Source organism: Mycobacterium sp. VKM Ac-1816D (assembly GCF_000416385.1).
In the GTDB taxonomy this organism is placed as follows: domain Bacteria; phylum Actinomycetota; class Actinomycetes; order Mycobacteriales; family Mycobacteriaceae; genus Mycobacterium; species Mycobacterium neoaurum_A.
This window is the reverse complement of record NZ_AOHQ01000142.1, coordinates 80,246-98,715: the sequence shown is the minus strand read 5'-3', so window position 1 is coordinate 98,715 and position 18,470 is coordinate 80,246. Positions and strand designations below refer to the sequence as shown.

The following is an 18,470-nucleotide window of genomic DNA, read 5'->3' as shown; positions in this document are numbered from 1 at the left end:
CGCGCCCGCCCACCCTACGGACTCTGCGTCGTCGGCTCCCACTCGCCAAACCTCTCACACCTTGGGCGGGGGACCAGCTGGCACAGCGCTCACCCGCAGCCCGGTAGCCCGCCCTGGCTCAGGCCGGTGATTCGGCGGGCAGCACGTCGGTGCCGGACCCCTTGTTGGACGCCTTGGCGCGCTTCTCGGCACGCACCGCGCGCTTGCCCCGCACGTAGCCCGTGGCCGACACCTGTGCCGACAGCAGCGCATGCTCACCCGCGACGAACGGGTGGAAACCGACACCGGCACCACCACGGCCCTTGACCGGGATATCGGCTACTTCGGTGACCTTCCAGCCCTTTTCCGAGATCGACAGGATGGCCTCGCCGTTCTGGCAGGACAGCGGCAGCGCGGCGATCACCTCGTCCTGCGGTTCACCGTCACCGCCGAGCTTCACCCCGGCCACGCCGTTACCCGCCGCCCCCTGGGGGTTCACCGCGGCGGGATCGATGCGCAGCACCTTTCCGCGCCGCGTCACCAGCGCCAGGTGGTAGCCCTCGCCGAGCACACCGGACCGCAGCAGGCCGGTGATATCCGGTGCCACGGGGATATCGCGGATCTTGAAGGGCAGGCCGTTGCCGTTGGTGAACTTCACACGTCCGTCGGTCCACACCGCCCAGCCGAGACCGGAGGTCAGCAGATCACCGTGGCTGTCCGAGAACACCCCGCGGTCATCGAGGCGCCAGGCGGTGTTGACCTTGCGCTCGCGGGGGCCGTCCTCGTCGGAGCCGGCGGTCACCGGCGTGGCCTCGGCGTCGAGCACGGTGCGGCGGTCGAACTCGGGACCCTTGAACAGCTTGGCTGTCTCGACCAGCTCCTTGTCGATGACCTTGCGGCGCGCATCGGGATCGGTGACCAGTTCGGTGAGCTCGGCGAACTCGGCGTCCAGCTTGTCGGCCTCGGCCTGCAATTCGATGACATCGAGCTTGGTCAGTCGGCGAAGCTGCAGAGCCAGAACGTAATTGGCTTGTTCTTCGTCGATCTCGAAGCGCTTCTGCAGGCCCTGGCGGGCCTCGTCGACCGTCTCGGAATTGCGGATCACCGCGACGGCGGCGTCGATGTCGAGGTGGATCTTCATCAGGCCGGCGACCAGGTGGCGGCGGGCGGTGACCTTCTCCAGTCGGTACTCGCTGCGATGCAGCACCACCGAGTCGCGCAGGTGCAGGAAGGCGCCGATCAGCTCGCGGACATTCCACCAGCGCGGCACCCGGTCCTCGTCGAGGGCCACCAGGCTGGCGGCGAAGGTGGACTCCAGCGGGGTCAGGGCCAACAGCTGATCGCGGATCTGTTCGGCGCTGTACCCGCGTTTGGCGGTGACGACGATGCGCAGGCCGTTGCGGCGGTCGGTGAGGTCCGACATATCGGCCACGCCGGACATCTCGCCGGATTCGACGAGTGCCCGAATGCGTTCCTGCACAGTGTTGCTCGCGACACCGGGCGGTAGTTCGGTGATGACGCAGTTCTTCCCGTCGACGCTGACGGTGCCGCGCACGGTGAGCTGGCCACGCCCGGTGGTGATGTACTCCCGCAGCCCCGCGGTGCCGACAACGGTTGCCCCGCAACCCCAGTCGGGGCCGGGGATCAACTTCATCAGGGTGTCGTCGGTGGTGTTGGGCCTGGCGAGCAGCGCTCGGCACGCGGCCATCACCTCACGCGGGTTGTGCGCGGGCACCTTAGTGGCCCAGCCCTCCGCGATTCCCATCGCGCCGTTGCACAGCAGCACCGGCCATTGCGCGGGCAGCATGGTGGGCTCGACCCACTCACCGTCGAAGGTAGACACCATCGGCACCGCGTGATCGTCGAGTTCGGCGGTCAGCGCGGCTCCCGGTGCCGACAACCGCATCTCGGTGTAGCGGTCGGCGGCGGGAATATCGCCCTGGATGCGGGGGAAGGCGCCCTGTCCGTCGATCACCTTCACGCGCTGGAACTCGGCGGCCATCAGCGCGGCGGCACCGTACATCGAGGCCCCGCCGTGCGGATGCAGATTGCCGGTCACCGCCGAGCAGATCTTCGAGGACTTCTGCGGCTTGTTCCCCGGCAGCAGTCGGGAATCGTGCATTTGGTAGAGCAGACGGCGCTGACCGGGCTTGAGCCCGTCGAACGCCGAGGGGATGGCGCGGTCGCTGACGCTGTAGAGCGCGAAGGTGAGCTGGTAGTGGTTCCAGTAATCGTCGGCGCTCTGATCGAGCACCAGATCGGGATTCTGCTCTGGTATGTCCAGGGTGGCGGTCACGGTGAGTTTCTTCCTAGGTCAGATCCAGAGCGGCGGTGTCGACACGGGCGGCGACATCGGCCATCCACGTGCGCCGGCCTTCCGGTGGCCCGCCGAACAAGATGTGGTGCAACTTCTTGTCGGCATCGTCGGGATGCAGCCGAATGACGGTGCGCCGCTGCGGATCCAGCACCGTGTTCCAGAAGTCGTCGGCGTCCATCTCGCCGAGACCCTTGTTGCGCTGCACCTCGACCTTGCGCTTGGACCTGGCCTTCAACTCGGCCACCGCGGCATCGCGTTCGGACTCGTCCTGGCAGTAGATCCGCTCGGTGCCGTCCTTGACCACGAACAGCGGCGGCAGCGTCACATAGACCATCCCGGCCTGCACCAGCGGGCGGTAGAAGTCCAGGAACATCGAGATGAGGCTGGAGTTGATGTTGCCGCCGTCGGGGTCGGCGTCGGAGGCGAACAGGATGCGGTCATAGCGGCACAGCTCGGGATCGCAGTTGTCGCGCAGTCCACACCCCAGGATCCGCTCGATCGAGTCGAACTCGTCCTTCACGCGCGCCTTGCTGATGGCGAACCCATACACGTTGGGCGGCTTGCCTTTCAGCGGGAAGGCCGCCTGGAAGGTGGCATCGCGGGCGGCCTTGATGGTGCCCAGCGCTGAGTCGCCCTCGCACAGGAACAGCTCGGCACCGGATCCGCGTCCGGTCTCCCGGCTCGGCAGCAGCTTGGGCGGAAGGGACAGGTTGGTGCCCAGTCCCTTGGCCTTCGATGCCGCGCGTGAACGCGCCTTGGCGCCCTCGGCGCTGCGTCGGGCGCGTGCCGATTCCAGCGCCAGTTTGGTCCACAGCGAGACGGTGTCGCCGTTGGCCGGATTGGCCGCCCAGATGGTGACGCTGCGGGCTACGTCGGGGGCCATCGCCACGTTGAGTGAACGCGAGGACACCGCCGTCTTGGCCTGGGAATCCCAGGCCACATCGGGTGCGCGGGTGTCGACGGCCAAGGCGGTCACCGCGACGAAATCCTGTGGCTCCGGACCGTCCTCGCCCTTGGCAAGGCCCAGGTCGCGGATCCGGGATGCGCGGTCGGCCAGTGCCTCGGACAACCCCTTCATGGCGGCCGTCAGATGGGAACCGCCGCCGGGGGTGCGCACGGTGTTGCAGAACGCGGCAACGGTGGCCGGCTCGGCCGGGCCTGCGGTCAGCGACCACCGGAACGGCGTCGGCCCCCGACCCGTGGTGTACTCGCCGCGGCCCTCCACCACGGCGCGCACCGCCGGCGAGGGGGTGCCCGCCGCGGTACACATGAGGTCCAGCAGGGTGTCGCTGCCCCACGGGCCGTCGAACGGCTCCAGCAGCGAGGCGGGGATCTCTTCGCCGGGCCACCCTTCGTCGACCACGGCCAGGTGCACGCCGGGGGACATCCGCGCCGCGGCGTGGGCGCGCAGCAGCACCTCGCCGACATCGATGCTGGAATCCGGGACGACGGCCTTGTCGAACAGGATGCGCACCTCGGTGCCGTGTGCATCGGGTTTGCGGTTGCCGACACCGCGCAGCTTCTGGGTGTCGGCCCGGGTGAAGGGTGCGGTGGGATCGAAATCCTTGCCCTCGAAGGTGCCGGGATAGCCGGCGCCGAAGCTCTGCAGATAGGTCTTGCCGGCGCGGCGCACCGTCACATCGGTGCGGGCGGAGATGAACACCGCTGCCGCGGCGCCGATCCCGTTGAGCCCGGCACCGGTGCTGGTGGCGTCGGTGTGCGCGGAGAACTTGCCGCCGGCGCGCGCGGTGCCGAGCGTCTTGACGATGCCGTTCTTCCCGGTCACCGGATCGGAGTCGACGGGAAGTCCGCGGCCGTCATCGGCGACGCTGACCGAACCGTCGGCGTGCAGGGTGATGGTGACCGTCGATCCGCCGTGGCTGGGATCGGCGACCTCTTCGATCGCGTTGTCGACCAGTTCCCGCAATGCGGTGTTGAGCACGTCGAGGCCCAGATTGACCGCCGGCCGCAGACGGGTGTGCTGGACATCATCGAGTTCGGTGATGTCTGCGGCGTTGTAACTCACTGCTCGTTCTCTCCATCGGGGCCGGGTTGCCGGGGAAATCGTAGTCCGCCGACCCGACATCTGAACGCATCCGAGCGGGATGGGCGCCGGGCCCGGCCGGCAAAGGTCATGCGTGGTCAACCAGTGTGAGACCGCGCACAGCCGATCAGGCGCCCCTCGCACGCCGGCATGGTGATCCATATCCGGTTTCTCGGCCGCGGGTGTGGGAACCCGATGAACATGGCAGGTACCGAGTGGAGGACCCGATGAGCACTCCGACCGAATCGAACGCACCCGTCCTGCTGTACGACGGTGTGTGTGGGGTCTGCAACAGCGCCGTGCGCACCCTCCTGCGCGTCGACAGGGGCGGAACTCTGCGCTTCGCCGCACTGGACAGCGATTTCGCCAGGGACGTCATCGCCCGCCACCCCCACCTCGCAGGCCGGGACTCGGTCGTCTTCGTCGGCGACCCGGGCGGGCGTGCCGAGACGGTCAGCACCGAATCGGCGGCGATGCTGGCGGTCGCGGACTACCTCGGCGGGTGCTGGAAGCTGGCATCGGTCGCGCGGGTGATCCCGGCGTTCCTGCGAGACCGGTTGTACGCCGCGTTCGCCAAGGTGCGCTATCACGTGGGCGGGCAGTACGACACCTGCCCCATCCCGTCGTCCGCGGTGCGCAGTCGGTTCGTCGACGCCAGCTACGGGTGAACCGGGCGGGCGGAGAGCCGCTCGGCCCGCTTGCCGCCGCGCGGCCAGAAGTAACCGCCCGGTTTGCGCGCCTCCTTGGCCAGGAAGTTCAACGTCCCGGCGCACACGGATTCCTTGATGGTGGCGGCCAGGCGGCCCCCGATGTGTAATCCGATGGCGGTGTCGTCGAAGCGGGACAGCTGGATGGTGCCCGCGTGCCTGCCCAGGCTGATGCACTGACCCACCGACGCCGGGTTGAGCACGCGGGGTTGCCTGCCCTCGATGTGGGCCAGCACGGTGTCGGCGGCCTGCGCCGCCAACGGCATGGCGAGCTGGCAGCTCATCCGCAACGGCAGCGCCGAGGGTGCGGCCGCATCCCCGGCCGCGACGATGGACGAATGGCCGACGCTGGTCAGTGTCTCGTCGGTGACCAGGCGGCCGAGGGAGTCCGTGGCCAATCCGCTGTTGGCGGCCAGGGTCGGGACGCCGAACCCGGCGGTCCACACCGTCACCGCGGCGGGCACCTCGCGGCCGTCGGCGAGCGTCACGTGATCGGTGGTGACGGCGGCCACCCTGGCGTTCTCCAGGACGCCGACACCGAGCTTGTGCAGCCGCGCGGCCACCGAACGACGGCCGCCCGCGGCCAGCGACGGCCCGAGCGTGTCGGTGACCACGGTGACCGCGCGGCCACTCTCGGCGAACTCGGCGGCCGCCTCGATACCGGTGAGGCCGCCGCCGACGACCACGATCGGTGCCGACGGCGCCAGCTCGGCCATCCTGGTGGCCAATGCGTGGGCGGCCTCCAATTCGCCCAGCGGATAGGCGAATTCGGCCGCCCCCGGTACCGAGGCGGGCACTGCGGCGGTACTGCCGACGGCGTAGATGAGGTGGTCGTATGCCAACGACGACCCGGATGCCAGCAGGATCTTGCGGGCATCGGCGTCGATCTTGTCGGCCGAGTCCACGATTAGCCGCACCCGCGGTGACAACACCGTGGCGTAGTCCGCGACGGCGTCGTCGGTACCGGCCACCAGCTGGTGCAGCCGGATGCGTTCGACGAATTCCGGACGAGGATTGACCAGCGCGACGTCGACATCGGCCCGCTGGAGCACTCTGTTGGCGGCCAGCACACCGGCGTATCCGCCGCCGATGACAACGATCTGGGTGGTAGGCATCGCGCATCCCTTTCCTCGATGAGATACCTCGACAGTGACATCCCGATCGGGCCGCACGGACCACGGAAAACCCGTAGTCGGTGTTTCCGTTTCCTGGTTAAAGGGCACCTGAGGTCTCACCATGACCAGTCACCCCACATTCGGCGTCGAGGAGGAGTTCCTCCTGATAGATCCGCACTCGGGGGCGCCGCTGCCGGTCAACCGAGAGGTCGCCGAGCACGCCGAGCGCCGCGGTGTCGACCTACAACTCGAACTGACCAGCTGCCAGGTCGAGACCGCCACGAAGGTCTGTGACGATCCCGCGGAGCTGCTGTCGCAGTTGCGCAGGCTGCGGCGCGGGGCCGCCGATGCGGCCGACGCCGCCGGCGCCCGGTTGTTGGCCGTCGGGCTGCCGCCGACCCTGCCCGAGCACTTCCCGGTCACCGATACGCCGCGATACCGGCAGATCGCGTCCCGGTTCGGGATGATCGCCCGAGAGCAGGGGATCAGCGGTTGCCATGTGCACGTGGCGGTTCCGGATCGCGATGCCGCGATCCGGGTGAGCAACCGATTGCGTCGCTGGCTGCCGTTGCTGTTGGCCCTCACCGCCAATTCGGCGATCTACCGCAACGCCGACAGCGGGCACGCGAGTTGGCGTCACATCCTGTGGTCGCGGTGGCCCAGCGCGGGCCCGACGCCGTACTTCGCATCGGCCGATGACTACGACGGTGCGGTGCAGATGATGGTGGATTCCGGGGCGATGCTCGACGCCGGGATGGTCTATTGGGATGTCAGACCCTCGGCGAACTTCCCCACCGTCGAGGTGCGGGTGGCCGATGTGCCGGCGACCGTCGCCGAGACGGTGTTACACGCCGCGCTGATCAGGGCGGCGGTGATGACCGCCCTCGACGACGACCGCGGCACCCCGGTGGTGCAGTTGTCAGGGCATGAGCTGAACGCGGCGTACTGGCGGTCGGCGCACGACGGGTTGGCCGGTGAGGCGGTCGACCTCGGTGGACACGGTTGCGCACCGGTGATCGATCTACTCAGGTCGATGGTCGATCACCTCGCGCCCGCACTGCGTACCGTCGGTGATTTCGGTTTCGTGGCCGACGAATTGGAAAGGGTCTACGGCGAAGGCAACGGTGCGATGCGCCAACAGGCCGCGTGGGGGCGCCGCGGCGAGATCGCCGATGTGCTGGATGAGGCGGCCGCGGCGACCGTCGAGGGATGCTAGGCGCCGAACAGTCGCTCCGCCAACGCCACCAGGGGTGCGTGCAGTGACCGGACGTCACCGGAGTCACTGTCGGCCAACTCGTGGGTCGCCAACGAGGCGATCGCGGCGACCAGGGCACGGCACGCGAACCGGCCTTCCTCGTCGTCGATCCCGAACACCTCCTGCACGCTGTCGACCGTGCGCTGCTGTAATCGCATCCGGGCGTGCAGGGCTTCGGGCCCCGCGGCATAGACCTCCACGAGGTAGACGCGCGCCATCGCCGGGTCGCGAGACAGGGTGTCCAGATAGTTCGTCAGGACCGCGCTGAACACGTCCAAGGGGGTCGACTTCTCGGGCAGTGTGCCCGCGGCGAGGCTGACCCGGTCGTGGATGCGTGCGTAGGCATCGAGGAAGCAGGCCTGCTTGCTGTCGTAGTGCTCGTAGAAGGTCTGCTTGGACACCCGGGCCCGCTCGGATATGTCGGTGACCGTCGTGCCCGCAAAACCCTTGTCCTGCAACACCTCGCCAAGCGCGGCGATCATCCGGCGGCGTTGGTCGGCGGCGACCTCTTCGCGCGTCAGGCGGTGCCGTCCCGGCGGCAACTTGGCAGCCACTGTGCACCCCCCGGCACTCCACATGCCTCAATTGTGTACGTAATCGTTTATGATGCTACGTGCAGCAGTCGGCGTCGAGGGGTCGCCGACTCTGCGTCAACCGTTACCCGACAGGTCGTGGTCCATCGATGGCGAACCTTGTCCGGCCCTGCCGCGTCGTGGCCACCGTCGGCATCGTGTGCGCCATCGTGGCAATCTCCGCATGTGGCCACCAGGATCGCCCGCGGTCGGCCGACACATCCTCCTCAGCCGCGGTGGCCGTCGACTCGCCTGCGCCCGGCGAGAGCGACGATCCGAGCCCGCCACCCGCTCCCATTGCGCCCGCCGCCTTCGCCGCGCTGAGCGGGGCGGTCGAGGAGGCGATCGCCGCGCACCGACTGCCGGGCGCCGTGGTTCAGGTGGGGCACGGCGGTACCGTGGTCTTCCGCCGTGCCTTCGGCGACCGGAGGCTGGCCGGCGAACCGGGGCTGGACGGGACACCGGCGCCCGCGGAACCGATGACCACCGACACCCTCTTCGATCTGGCCTCGCTGACAAAGAGCCTGGTCACGGCCACGGCCGTCATGCAACTTCGCGAGCAGGGCAGGGTGGAGCTCGACGAACCGGTGCAGACCTATCTGCCAGGGTTCAACCCGACCGGTGATCCGCGCCGCGCGTTGGTGACCGTGCGGATGCTGCTCACCCACTCCTCGGGTATCGCGGGGGACCTGAGCCTGGACGGTCCCTGGGGGCTGGAGAAACCGGACAAGCCCGAGGGCCTGCGCCGGGCTCAGGGCGCGTGGGTGGTGACCGAACCCGGCCAAGGCTTCCATTACTCGGATATCGGCTTCATCCTGCTGGGCGAGATCGTCGAGAAGTTGACCGGTCGCGATATCGACGAGCAGGCGGACTCCGCGGTGTTCGCGCCGCTGGGCATGGCCGACACCGGCTACCTGCCCCTCGCGAAAGCGTGTGGGCCGCATGATGTGCGCGGCGGCGCTGTGGTGGCAGAACCGGATGGCCCCCGAGCGCAGCGGTGCGCGCCGGGGACCTGGTCGACCGACCTGCTGGCGCGTATCGCACCGACCTCGCACGATGGGGACACCCCGGGACGCAATCCCGACTACGGGTACCTGTTGCGCGGCAGCGTCCATGACCCGACCGCCCGCCGGATGGGCGGCGCGACGGGCAGTGCCGGTGTCTTCACCACCGCCAGCGATATCGGCCGGTTCGCCCAAGCGCTGCTCGACCGGCTGGCCGGCCGTGGAAGTCCGTTCCCGCTGACACGGGCGTCGGCGGAACTCATGACGCGTGGCCAGCACCTGCCCGACGGGAATGTGCGGGCCCTCGGCTGGGATGTCGACACCGCGCATTCCGCACCGCGCGGGTCGCTGCTGCCCGTCGGCAGTTTCGGCCACACCGGCTTCACGGGTACCTCGTTGTGGATCGATCCCGGCTCGGATACCTACATCGTCGTACTCGCCAACGTCATCCACCAGCCGGGCGGTCCGCCCATCGGATCCCTCGCCGGCCGGATCGCCACCGAGGCGGCACGTGCTCTACATCTCTATGGCTGACGGCGGGAATCAAATCGATTGCGGGTGCTGTTGAAGCGGATATCGGAACAGCAGTCACAAGAAAGAGGCGAGACCGATGAAGAAGATCGGATTGGCGGGCATGATCGCCGGAGCATTCACCGCAGCGGTCGTCGGACTGGCAGGTCCCGCACAGGCGCAGGCACCCCTGGACATGGTGCCGCAGACCGACGGTATCTACTACCCGGACAACAACGACTACTACCCGTGGTTCAACCAGCTGTACCCGACGGTCAAGGTGCCCCAGGTCGACACCTCCGTTCGGCACTGATACTTCGACACAGCACATACAGCGAGGGCGCCCGCATTGCGGGCGCCCTCGCTGTATGTGGCGACAGGTGCCGCATCGTCTGCGGCTACCAAAGGAATTCGAGCGATCGGGTGGCGCGGCGGAGAGGCCCGGTCTGCACAGAGCGTGCTGTTCCGGCGGTTCAGAGTATTCCGATACCTCCGCTCCAGGGCCACATTCCGAACTGGGTCTCACCCAGCTCGCCCGGGGAACTGGTGAGCTGAGCATCGCCGGGGCTCTGGCATACCGTCGACGAGCCGGAGACGATGCTGCCGGCGTTGGTGCAGGACGGTGTGTCGGGCTCGTCGGCTGCCGCCAATGGTGCGACCAAGACGGGTCCACAGATGCCGGTCGCGGTGAGCAGTGCGGCGATGGCCAAGCGGGCGTTCATATCTCATAACCTTTCCTCGGTGCAGCGATCATAGGTTGCGATAGCGACCGGCACGGCGTCTGGCGAAATCAGCCAGCGTGTGTGAAGGAATCCTGCAGTCTTCTGCCAGGTTCCAGATCGACCACCGTGGCCTACAGTAGCGCTGAGAAGTCGTCAATTGTGATGGGAGACAACAATGTTGAATGCCACGCGCCGGTTTGTGATCGGAGCCTTGGGTGCTGCCGCCATTGCTGGTGTGGTGGCAGCCCCGCCGGCAATCGCCGAGCCTCCGCAGGCACCCGACCACTGCACCGCGGCGGACCTCGCCGGCATCGCGGCCGGGGTGTCTGCTTCGACTTCGGCCTACCTGTTCACCCACCAACAGGCCAACGAGTTCTTCACCAGTCTGCATCCATTGCCCGATAATCAGAAGCAGGCAAAGGTCGATGCCTTCTTCGCCGCGAACCCACAGATGGCTGCTGAGCTCAAAGGGATACGTAAACCACTGCAGGAAGCAAAGATTCGATGCGGAGATACCAACGGTGACGGTGTCGTGGATATTCTCTAGCCGATGAACCGGCCGGGTGATGTGCACTTTCGGACTGCGGCATGGCTTCAGCGCGGATTCGGGTCCTCGACGGCTTCGGGTTCGGGGTCGAGATCTGGATCGACCGTCGCTGGAACGGGGCCACCACCCACCTGATCGGCCAGCTCCAGTCCGGCGCCGGCGTAGACGTTGAAGGCGATCTCGACGCCCTGCTCCTTGGCCCACGCCACCTCGTCGTCGTAGCGGGCCACCGCGGCAACGGTGCCGCTGAAACCGGACTCGCGGAGGCAGTCGAGTGCGGTGACGTTGGCGCCGTGCCGAGGCATGGCCAGGATGGCGATGCGCGCCGATTCCGAATGCCGCAGCCGGTGCCAGAAGTCCAGGTCGGTGGCATCACCCTCGACGACCCGCAGCCCGTCCTCGGCGAGCCGCTGGATGCGGCGCCCGTCGTAGTCGACTCCGACCACCCGCAAGCCGTAGTGATCGGTAAGGCGTTGATAGGCGGCGAATCCGACGCGGCCCATGCCGATCACCACGACCTCGGCATCACCGGCATCGACCGGGCGCTCCTCGGGCTGCAGTTTCTGTTCGTCCTGGGCGGGCAGCCGGGCGGCGATCTTCTCCACCATCAGGTGTCCGCGACCGTTCACCAAGGCCGAGACCACGAAGCTCAGCGCCACCGCGATGGACATCTCCACGAGCCAGGCGGGCGCCAGCATGCCGGCCGAGACGCCGACCGACACCACGATGAGCCCGAACTCGGAGTAGTTCATCAGACTGAGCCCGGCCAGCAGCGAGGTGCGGTGCCGCAGCCGCATCAGCGACAGCAGGGCGACGTACCACCCTGCCTTGAAGGGCAGCAGCAGCACCATGAGCATCGCCACGCCGATTGTCGGGAGATCGGGCAGTCCGGTCAGCCCGATCGACACGAAGAAGCCGACCAGCAGCAGTTCCTTGATGTGGAACAGCGAACGGGCCAGTTCCGAGGATGCCGAATGCGATGCCAGCAGGACGCCGATGATCAACGCACCCAGGTCACCCTTGAGGCCGACGGCCGAGAACAGGGCGTAGCCAGGGACGAAGGCCATCACGATGCCGAACAGCGACTGCATCTCGCCGTGCCCGAGCCGGGTCCAGATCTTGCGCAGCACCCGCGTCAGCGGCCACAGGCCGACCAGTGCCAAGGCCCACGGGCTGGGCAGGTGTCCACTGGTCGCGGTCAGGAACACCACCGCGACGATGTCCTGCATGACCAGGATGCCGATCGCGACGCGGCCGTACAGCGCGTGCGACTCCCCGCGCTCCTCCAGCACCTTCACCACGAAGACCGTGCTGGAGAAGGACAGTGCGAAGGCGAGTAGCGCGATGGTCTGCAGGCTCTGCCCGGTCAGCATGGACATCCCGGCCACGGCCGCCAGCCAAAGTGCGGCACCGCCGAACACGACGCTGATCAGCATGTGAACCGAAGTCGTCAGCCATACCTCGCGGCGGAGCAGGATCCGCACGTCGAGTTTCAGCCCGATGGCGAACAGCAGCAGGGTGACGCCCAGATCGGCCAGGATCTCCAACTGCGGAATGTGCTCCACGTCGAGGGCATTGATGACGAAACCGGCTGCCAGGAATCCGACCAGCGGGGGAAGCCGGAAGGCCATGGCGAGTCCGCCCAGCCCGAACGTCACGACGAGGTAGATGGCGACAGTCGTCATGGGCGGCTCGGGTCCTCCGGAAAGCTCGTCGTGGCGGGCGAGCCCTCAGTATCGCGGCAACGGCCGCAGATCTCTCACCGGCTACGGTGCCGAGCCGAGGTGGGCGAACACCGTGTCGACGGATTCGGCCATGGTGCGCGCCTTACCGGCCGCCCACCGACGCCATGCGAGATCGAGGCAGGCCAGGGCGGCAGCGATGACCGGCCGGGCCGCCTCTGGCCTGTCGATACGGGCGGCCAGCACCGGGGTGAGCGCGTCCTCGTAGGCGAAACGACGCTGCGCCATCCTGGTGCGCAGTGACACGGTGGCGTTGATCATCTGCACCCGCGAGCGCTCCAGCTCGGAGTGCTCGTCGATATGGGTCAGCGCCTCGGTGAAGGCCCGCTGTATCAGCTGCCATGGGGTTTCGCCGGTCCTGGCGGGGAGATCCTGCAAGGCGGCGACGTAGTCGATCGAGGACGCCTCGATGGCCGCCAGGACGGCGTCCTCCTTGGACCCGAAGTACCGGAAGAAGGTGGCCCTGGAGATGCCGACCTCGCCGGCGGCCTCTTCGACCGTCACCGCGTCGAAGCCGCGACGGGCGAACAGCTCGCTCATCGCCTGCGCGATCTCGGTGCGCAGGGCTAGCCGTGCGCGCTCCCGTACTCCGGCGGCCATGGCGCAAGACTAACGCACCTGATGCGGAATATCAGAAGAGAAACTGCGGCTTCAACTTGATACTCAGTCTCACGCGACGGTAGCGTGACTCGGGCTAGGCGAGGGAGGACGTTGATGACAGTCGATACCCGGGCAGCTGTGGACACCCCGCCCGGTCCGCCGGTGCCCGGTGCGCGCAGCGGGCCGGTTGTCGGGGCGCTGGCCTTTGCCGGGATGACGGCGGCCTTCACCCAGACCATCCTCATCCCGATCCAGGGTGAGTTGCCCCAGCTGCTCGACGCGTCCAGCGGCCAGACCGCGTGGGTCATCACCATCACCCTGCTGGTCGCCGCCATCTGCACGCCGATCTCCGGGAAGCTCGGCGATATGTACGGCAAGCGCCGCATCGCGCTGAGCCTGCTCGGTGTCCTGATGTTCGGTTCGGTCGTCGCTGCGCTGTCCTCGACGGTGGTCCCGCTGATCGTCGGTAGGGGTTTGCAGGGTGTCGGCATGGGTGTCATCCCGCTCGGTATCGCCATCCTGCGCGATACCCTCCCGGCCGAGCGGCTCGGCTCGGGCATTGCCCTGGTCAGCGCCACACTCGGCGTCGGCGGGGCGCTCGGGCTGCCGATCAGTGCATTCGTCACCGAGCACTTCGACTGGCATGTGCTGTTCTGGCTCGCCGCAGGCCTCGGCGCCATCGCCTTCACCCTGATGTGGACTCTGGTGCCCGCGAGCGGGATACGAGCAGGTGGCCGCGTCGACGGGATCGGCATCCTCGGGTTGGCGATCGGGCTGTCCGGTGTACTGCTTGCCATCTCTCAGGGCAACCAGTGGGGCTGGACATCGCCATCGACCCTGGGGTCCATGGTCGGCGGGCTGATCGTCCTGCTGATCTGGGGATGGCTGGAGCTGCGTGTCCGGGAGCCGCTGGTGGATCTGCGGGTCAGCGCCCGCGCCCCGGTCCTGCTGACCAACCTGGCCTCGATCGCCATGGGCTTTGCGCTGTTCTCATCGCAGATCGCCTTTCCCCAACTCCTTGAGTTGCCGGTCGAAGCGGGCGGGCTGGGCATGCCGCTTCTGCAGGCGAGCCTGTATCTGATGCCGGCCGGTCTCGCGATGCTGGCGATGTCCCCGATCTCGGGTCGGCTGATCGCGCTGTGGGGACCCAAGCCGCTGCTGATCGCCGGCGCGGCGATCATGGGTTCCGGTTATGTGGTGGCGGTGCTCGCCGATCTGCATGCCGGACACATCCTCGTCATCAACATCCTCATCGGCATCGGAATTGGGCTCGGTTATGCCGCCATGCCGACGCTGATCATGCGGGCGGTCCCGGCATCGGAAACAGGTGCTGCCAACGGGCTCAACACCCTGATGCGTTCGCTCGGCACGGCTACCGCCGCCGCGGTGATCGCCGCGGTGCTCACCCGATCGGCGGAAGTGGTGCAGGGCGTGCCGGTTCCGAGCGCCACGGGATTCCACGCGGCCTTCCTCTTCGGCCTCGGTGCCGCCGCGCTGTGCACGGTGATCGCGGTTTTCATCCCGCGCTCCCGGCCGGTCACCGATGAATGAACCTTGTTGTACACAGCCCCGATTCCTGACGATTCGCTGTACGCTTTCATCTATCCGATGAAAGGACCCTTGTGATCACGTCACGTTTGACCGTTGCTGCCCTGCTCGCCGGCGCAGGTGCTGTCGGCGCAATCATGGCCGCCCCGATGGCATCTGCCGAGCCCAGCTGCACGCAGGCCGGCAGCATCGTCTCCGGATCCAGCACCGTGTGCCAGACCCCGGGCAACGCTCAGATCACCAGCTCGCCCGGCGAGCTCGGCGAGACCCAGTGGGGCATGTGGCCCTGGGGCTACGGTGGCTACGGGGGCATCGGGATTCTCTGACCTAAGTTTTCGGCAAGCGCCGGCATCCGCGTCATGCGGCTGTCGGCGCTTGTTTTTGGTCGGCATGCACCGACCTAAACGTCGAAACCCGGATGGCGCGTGCGGCGCTCATCCGGGTTTCGACGTTCAGTGCCCCGTCGGGCGGTGCCCTATGACGGAGATCCGCTGTGGGTCAGAGGATGTCGACGTCCCCGTCGCTGTCGACATCGCCGCAACGAAGGCGGACGTCCTGCAACGGCTTGCGAATGTTCTTGAGCTCCGCGCCGATCTGCGGGTTGGCATTGAAGTAATCGTTGACCTTCTGCTCGATCTGGTCGTGCGGCAGACCGTGCAGGCTGGTGAAGAATTCGTTCACCTGGGGGCGGGTGAACAGGTAGGCCGACGTCGCCGCCGACACACCGGATTGCACGCCCGCAAGGTCGGCTGCCGTGCAGTTCGGCGGCGGGACGGGCTCGGCGAATGCCGAAGGGGCGGCACCGAGCAGCGCCGCGCCGGTGACTGCGCCGGCTCCCAAGATTCCGACTACCGCACGACGGGCATTGAGCAACATTGATCGGCTCCTTTGTAGATCCGTGGTCAGGACGTGACGACGCGCCAGTGTGATGCTGACCTTCACAGCTAATCAGATTTTCGGTGCAGTTTCTCGACTTGGGTCACACCGGTGGGCTGCGTCGGAAGGGTCGTCAGCGGCAGATATGCCGGTGGAAGGGCGGACCTCCGGTACGGAGGCGGACCAATTTGACGTAGATGACTATTTGCTGTCAGGTGGCATCGCTTCGGTTCGCTCAGGATATTCACAGGGATGGCATTGCTCAATAGTTGCGATCGCAAAATTTGTTGCTCATAACGCTACTTCGGTATCGGAATCACCCCTACAGTCTGGGAGGCCGAACAACGCCTGGTACATCGGAGTTCGGCCGACGGCATCACGGGATCGTGGGCGCAGGGGAGGCGCGCGCGATCCCGACTGACACGGGGGCATGGAACGAGCTTTGGAGAACAACTCTTATGTGTGCAGCCCCGGCCCGTCACCGCGTCACGCGAAGCGACCAGTCGAACTGGCAGGCCAGGGGACTTCTGGAGTCCGGTGACATCGCAGGTCAGGCACGCCACGCCCGCAAGGTGACCTCGGCATATGCGCTGCACATCGGCCGCGTCGGCGCGCTCGCGGTATCGCTGGGCGTCGGCTTCGCCATCGCCGGGGCCGCCCAGCCCGCCTACGCCGATACCGGCACCGAGTCGCCGTCGCGATCCGACAGCGGGAACGACTCATCTGCGAGCGACACGAAGAACTCACCGGCCACGGGTCCGGAGTCCGGGTCCGGCGTCGATTCCGACCGCGACACCGACTCGGGGCACACGCCGACCGGCGGTGCATCGGCAGGGCAGGCCGGTAGCGGGGCTGATGACGGGGCTGATGATGACGAGGACGACGGCGCGATCGATCCCGGACGTGTCGACACCGAGCTCGACACCGACGAACCCACCGAGGAAGCCACCGGCGAACCCACCGATGTCATCGTCGACCCGGCCGAGCCGGTAGGCGACACCGATACCGACACCGATCCCGGCCGCAAGTCCCGGCCGCCGGTCGCATCGGTCGAGCCGGCGTCGGTCGTCACGACATCCCCGGGCCACACCGACGCAGCTGCCGAGTCCGAAGAGTCGATTCCGGAGTCCGAGACCCAGGAGTCCGCACCGGCTCCGCTCGAGCAGGAACCGGCCGAGCAGGCCCCGGGCACCGAGGTGGCTCCCGCGCCGTCGGTGCGGGACTCCGCGGTGTCCGGTGGCACCGACACGCCCAAGATGTACGCGGCAAGCGCCGCGGCCAATGAGTCGGCTCCCGTGCTGTCACCGCTGGATGTCCTGGTGAACACGATGATGGCGTGGGTCGCTCGGCAGATCAGCCACACCTTCGTCAACCGGACACCGGTGGCCGGGCCCATCGTCTACGAGCAGAACGTCCTGGGCCAGGTCTACATCGACCTCAACGCCACCGACCCCAACGGTGATGTCCTGACCTACGACATCATCCAGCCCGAGAAGGGCTGGGTGTATCGCGACCTCATCACCGGGAAGTTCGTCTACACCCCCTACGCACTGGTGACCGGCCAGCCGTTGGTGGACAGCTTCCAGATCGTCGTGCGCGACGACTCCGAGCATCTGCCGGGGGTCCTCGGCCAGATCCAGACGCTGGTCGAGACGGTCACCCGATTCCTCGGCATCGCCGAGGCCGACAATCTCACGATCACGGTGCCGGTCACCGTCGATCCGGTCTATCAGGCGCCGCCCTTGGTGACCCCGATCGTGGGCGGTGGCTACAAACTCGGTGAACAGCCCGCCCATATCGTGTCGACGGTCGATATCGTCGACGGTGATTCGACGACACTCAAACGAGTCGTCATCAAGATCGCGACCTTGGCGCAAACCGGTGACACGCTGTCCTACACCGCCCCCACCGACAGCCCCATCCTCGGGACCTGGGATCCCGACACCTTGACCCTCACGCTGGAGGGGACGGGGACGCTCGCCGAGTATGAGGCGGCGATCAAGGCCGTGACGTTCTCGGCGACCGAGGGCGCGCTGCTGGTACGCGGACTCACGATCTCGGCGACCGACTCCGATGATGTCCCCAATATCGCCCCGGGTTTCGTGACCGTGGCGGTTTGGCCGGCCACCGCCCTTCCGCCGCTGGTGACCCCGATTGCCGGTGGTGGTTTCACCATCGGTGGCAATCCGTCGAAGATCGTGTCGGGGGTGGATATCGTCGATGGTGATTCGGGCAAGTTGTCCAAGGTCGTGGTGAAGATCGCGACGTTGGGCCAGAGCGGTGATGTGTTGGGTTATGTTGCGCCGTCGGGTAATCCGGTCACGGCGACCTGGGACGAGAACACCCGGACGTTGACGTTGGTCGGTGAGGGGACGCTGGCTCAGTACGAGGAGGCGCTCAAGGCGGTGACGTTCAGTGCCACCCAGGGTGCGGCGCTGGTGCGTGGTCTGACGATCTCGGCGACCGACGAGCACGGTATCGAGAACATCGCGCCGGGATTCGTCACCGTCGGTGTGTCCTCACCGACGCGGTTGGTTCCGCTCGTCACCCCGATCGGCGGCCGGTCGTACACCATCGGCAGTTCACCGGTGAATCCTGTCGCCGCCGTCTCCATCGTCGACGCCGATTCCAGCCACCTGCAACAGGTGACCGTGCGGGTCACGGCGTTCGGCAAGGACGGCGACACCTTGGTGTTCGCGGGACTGCCGAACAACCCGGTGACCGCCAGCTATGACGCCGGCACCAGGACGCTGACCCTCTCCGGTATCGCGACCAAGCAGCAGTACGAAGATGCCCTCAAGGCGGTCACCTTCTCCGCCACCCAAGGAGCGTGGACAACCCGCACCATCCTGATCGTCGCGACCGATACCGACGGGGTGACCAGCGCGGCCGGATCGTTGACCTTGTCGGTCTGGTAGCCAACGATGGAGTG

The 18,470-nt window shown here is 67.3% G+C and carries 16 protein-coding genes; 8 read left to right on the top strand and 8 right to left on the bottom strand.

Going from position 1 to position 18,470, the window contains the following annotated elements; translation table 11 throughout:
- Window positions 1–118 precede the first annotated feature (118 nt).
- Window positions 119–2,275 carry a DNA gyrase subunit A gene (locus tag G154_RS21450; protein WP_019514236.1) on the bottom strand — a complete coding sequence of 719 codons (2,157 nt, stop codon included), beginning with the start codon at window positions 2,273–2,275 and terminating at the stop codon, window positions 119–121.
- Window positions 2,276–2,288: 13 nt separating this feature from the next.
- A complete protein-coding gene (locus G154_RS21445; protein WP_019514237.1) occupies window positions 2,289–4,322 on the bottom strand; it encodes a toprim domain-containing protein in 2,034 nt (677 codons plus the stop codon).
- Between the two features lie 245 nt (window positions 4,323–4,567).
- Here G154_RS21445 and G154_RS21440 point away from each other — a divergent pair, with 245 nt between their 5' ends.
- Window positions 4,568–5,008, top strand: a complete 441-nt coding sequence (locus G154_RS21440) for a thiol-disulfide oxidoreductase DCC family protein (RefSeq protein ID WP_023985052.1) — start codon at window positions 4,568–4,570, stop codon at window positions 5,006–5,008.
- On the opposite strand, the gene G154_RS21435 is transcribed toward G154_RS21440, so the two are convergent.
- Entirely contained in the window at window positions 4,999–6,162 is a 1,164-nt protein-coding gene (locus G154_RS21435) for an NAD(P)/FAD-dependent oxidoreductase (protein ID WP_019514239.1), read from the bottom strand. The two genes, G154_RS21440 and G154_RS21435, sit on opposite strands and share 10 nt — an antisense overlap.
- Before the next feature lie 121 nt (window positions 6,163–6,283).
- Between G154_RS21435 and G154_RS21430 the strand changes: the two genes are divergently transcribed.
- Window positions 6,284–7,378 carry a glutamate--cysteine ligase gene (locus G154_RS21430; protein ID WP_019514240.1) on the top strand — a complete coding sequence of 365 codons (1,095 nt, stop codon included), beginning with the start codon at window positions 6,284–6,286 and terminating at the stop codon, window positions 7,376–7,378.
- On the opposite strand, the gene G154_RS21425 is transcribed toward G154_RS21430, so the two are convergent.
- Window positions 7,375–7,971: a TetR/AcrR family transcriptional regulator gene (locus G154_RS21425; RefSeq protein WP_019514241.1), complete on the bottom strand. Its 597-nt coding sequence runs from the start codon at window positions 7,969–7,971 to the stop codon at window positions 7,375–7,377. The two genes, G154_RS21430 and G154_RS21425, sit on opposite strands and share 4 nt — an antisense overlap.
- 128 nt (window positions 7,972–8,099) lie before the next feature.
- Between G154_RS21425 and G154_RS21420 the strand changes: the two genes are divergently transcribed.
- Together G154_RS21420 and G154_RS21415 are read left to right on the top strand one after the other, a co-directional pair.
- Window positions 8,100–9,527 carry a serine hydrolase gene (locus tag G154_RS21420; protein ID WP_045546552.1) on the top strand — a complete coding sequence of 476 codons (1,428 nt, stop codon included), beginning with the start codon at window positions 8,100–8,102 and terminating at the stop codon, window positions 9,525–9,527.
- Window positions 9,528–9,603: 76 nt separating this feature from the next.
- Complete coding sequence (locus G154_RS21415) at window positions 9,604–9,816, top strand: hypothetical protein (protein ID WP_019514243.1); 213 nt, start codon at window positions 9,604–9,606, stop codon at window positions 9,814–9,816.
- Window positions 9,817–9,976: 160 nt separating this feature from the next.
- Here G154_RS21415 and G154_RS21410 read toward each other — a convergent pair whose 3' ends face one another.
- Window positions 9,977–10,225: a hypothetical protein gene (locus G154_RS21410; RefSeq protein ID WP_019514244.1), complete on the bottom strand. Its 249-nt coding sequence runs from the start codon at window positions 10,223–10,225 to the stop codon at window positions 9,977–9,979.
- Between the two features lie 175 nt (window positions 10,226–10,400).
- Between G154_RS21410 and G154_RS21405 the strand changes: the two genes are divergently transcribed.
- Window positions 10,401–10,772: a heme-binding protein gene (locus G154_RS21405; RefSeq protein ID WP_019514245.1), complete on the top strand. Its 372-nt coding sequence runs from the start codon at window positions 10,401–10,403 to the stop codon at window positions 10,770–10,772.
- A 47-nt stretch (window positions 10,773–10,819) separates the two neighbouring features.
- Here the strand turns inward: G154_RS21405 and G154_RS21400 are convergent, their stop codons facing one another.
- Complete coding sequence (locus G154_RS21400; RefSeq protein ID WP_019514246.1) at window positions 10,820–12,457, bottom strand: cation:proton antiporter family protein; 1,638 nt, start codon at window positions 12,455–12,457, stop codon at window positions 10,820–10,822.
- Between the two features lie 81 nt (window positions 12,458–12,538).
- The gene (locus G154_RS25660; RefSeq protein WP_019514247.1) at window positions 12,539–13,114 is read right to left on the bottom strand and encodes a TetR family transcriptional regulator; all 576 of its coding nucleotides are present in this window, start codon (window positions 13,112–13,114) and stop codon (window positions 12,539–12,541) included.
- Window positions 13,115–13,228: 114 nt separating this feature from the next.
- Here G154_RS25660 and G154_RS21390 point away from each other — a divergent pair, with 114 nt between their 5' ends.
- A complete protein-coding gene (locus G154_RS21390) occupies window positions 13,229–14,665 on the top strand; it encodes an MFS transporter (protein ID WP_234713105.1) in 1,437 nt (478 codons plus the stop codon).
- A 71-nt stretch (window positions 14,666–14,736) separates the two neighbouring features.
- A complete protein-coding gene (locus G154_RS21385) occupies window positions 14,737–14,988 on the top strand; it encodes a hypothetical protein (protein ID WP_019514249.1) in 252 nt (83 codons plus the stop codon).
- Between the two features lie 172 nt (window positions 14,989–15,160).
- On the opposite strand, the gene G154_RS21380 is transcribed toward G154_RS21385, so the two are convergent.
- Window positions 15,161–15,538, bottom strand: coding sequence for a heme-binding protein (locus G154_RS21380; protein ID WP_019514250.1), 378 nt, complete (start codon window positions 15,536–15,538; stop codon window positions 15,161–15,163).
- A 458-nt stretch (window positions 15,539–15,996) separates the two neighbouring features.
- Here G154_RS21380 and G154_RS25655 point away from each other — a divergent pair, with 458 nt between their 5' ends.
- Window positions 15,997–18,456, top strand: coding sequence for a hypothetical protein (locus tag G154_RS25655; protein WP_051154401.1), 2,460 nt, complete (start codon window positions 15,997–15,999; stop codon window positions 18,454–18,456).
- Window positions 18,457–18,470: the final 14 nt, after the last annotated feature.

What these genes read in the sequence shown, in the direction of transcription:
- G154_RS21420 (WP_045546552.1), top strand. Translation starts at nt 8,100, where the DNA reads ATGGCGAACCTTGTCCGGCCCTGCCGCGTCGTGGCCACCGTCGGCATC.
- G154_RS25660 (WP_019514247.1), bottom strand. Translation starts at nt 13,114, where the DNA reads ATGGCCGCCGGAGTACGGGAGCGCGCACGGCTAGCCCTGCGCACCGAG.
- G154_RS21415 (WP_019514243.1), top strand. Translation starts at nt 9,604, where the DNA reads ATGAAGAAGATCGGATTGGCGGGCATGATCGCCGGAGCATTCACCGCA.
- G154_RS21430 (WP_019514240.1), top strand. Translation starts at nt 6,284, where the DNA reads ATGACCAGTCACCCCACATTCGGCGTCGAGGAGGAGTTCCTCCTGATA.
- G154_RS21380 (WP_019514250.1), bottom strand. Translation starts at nt 15,538, where the DNA reads ATGTTGCTCAATGCCCGTCGTGCGGTAGTCGGAATCTTGGGAGCCGGC.
- G154_RS21410 (WP_019514244.1), bottom strand. Translation starts at nt 10,225, where the DNA reads ATGAACGCCCGCTTGGCCATCGCCGCACTGCTCACCGCGACCGGCATC.
- G154_RS21435 (WP_019514239.1), bottom strand. Translation starts at nt 6,162, where the DNA reads ATGCCTACCACCCAGATCGTTGTCATCGGCGGCGGATACGCCGGTGTG.
- G154_RS21405 (WP_019514245.1), top strand. Translation starts at nt 10,401, where the DNA reads ATGTTGAATGCCACGCGCCGGTTTGTGATCGGAGCCTTGGGTGCTGCC.
- G154_RS21400 (WP_019514246.1), bottom strand. Translation starts at nt 12,457, where the DNA reads ATGACGACTGTCGCCATCTACCTCGTCGTGACGTTCGGGCTGGGCGGA.
- G154_RS21390 (WP_234713105.1), top strand. Translation starts at nt 13,229, where the DNA reads ATGACAGTCGATACCCGGGCAGCTGTGGACACCCCGCCCGGTCCGCCG.
- G154_RS25655 (WP_051154401.1), top strand. Translation starts at nt 15,997, where the DNA reads ATGTGTGCAGCCCCGGCCCGTCACCGCGTCACGCGAAGCGACCAGTCG.
- G154_RS21440 (WP_023985052.1), top strand. Translation starts at nt 4,568, where the DNA reads ATGAGCACTCCGACCGAATCGAACGCACCCGTCCTGCTGTACGACGGT.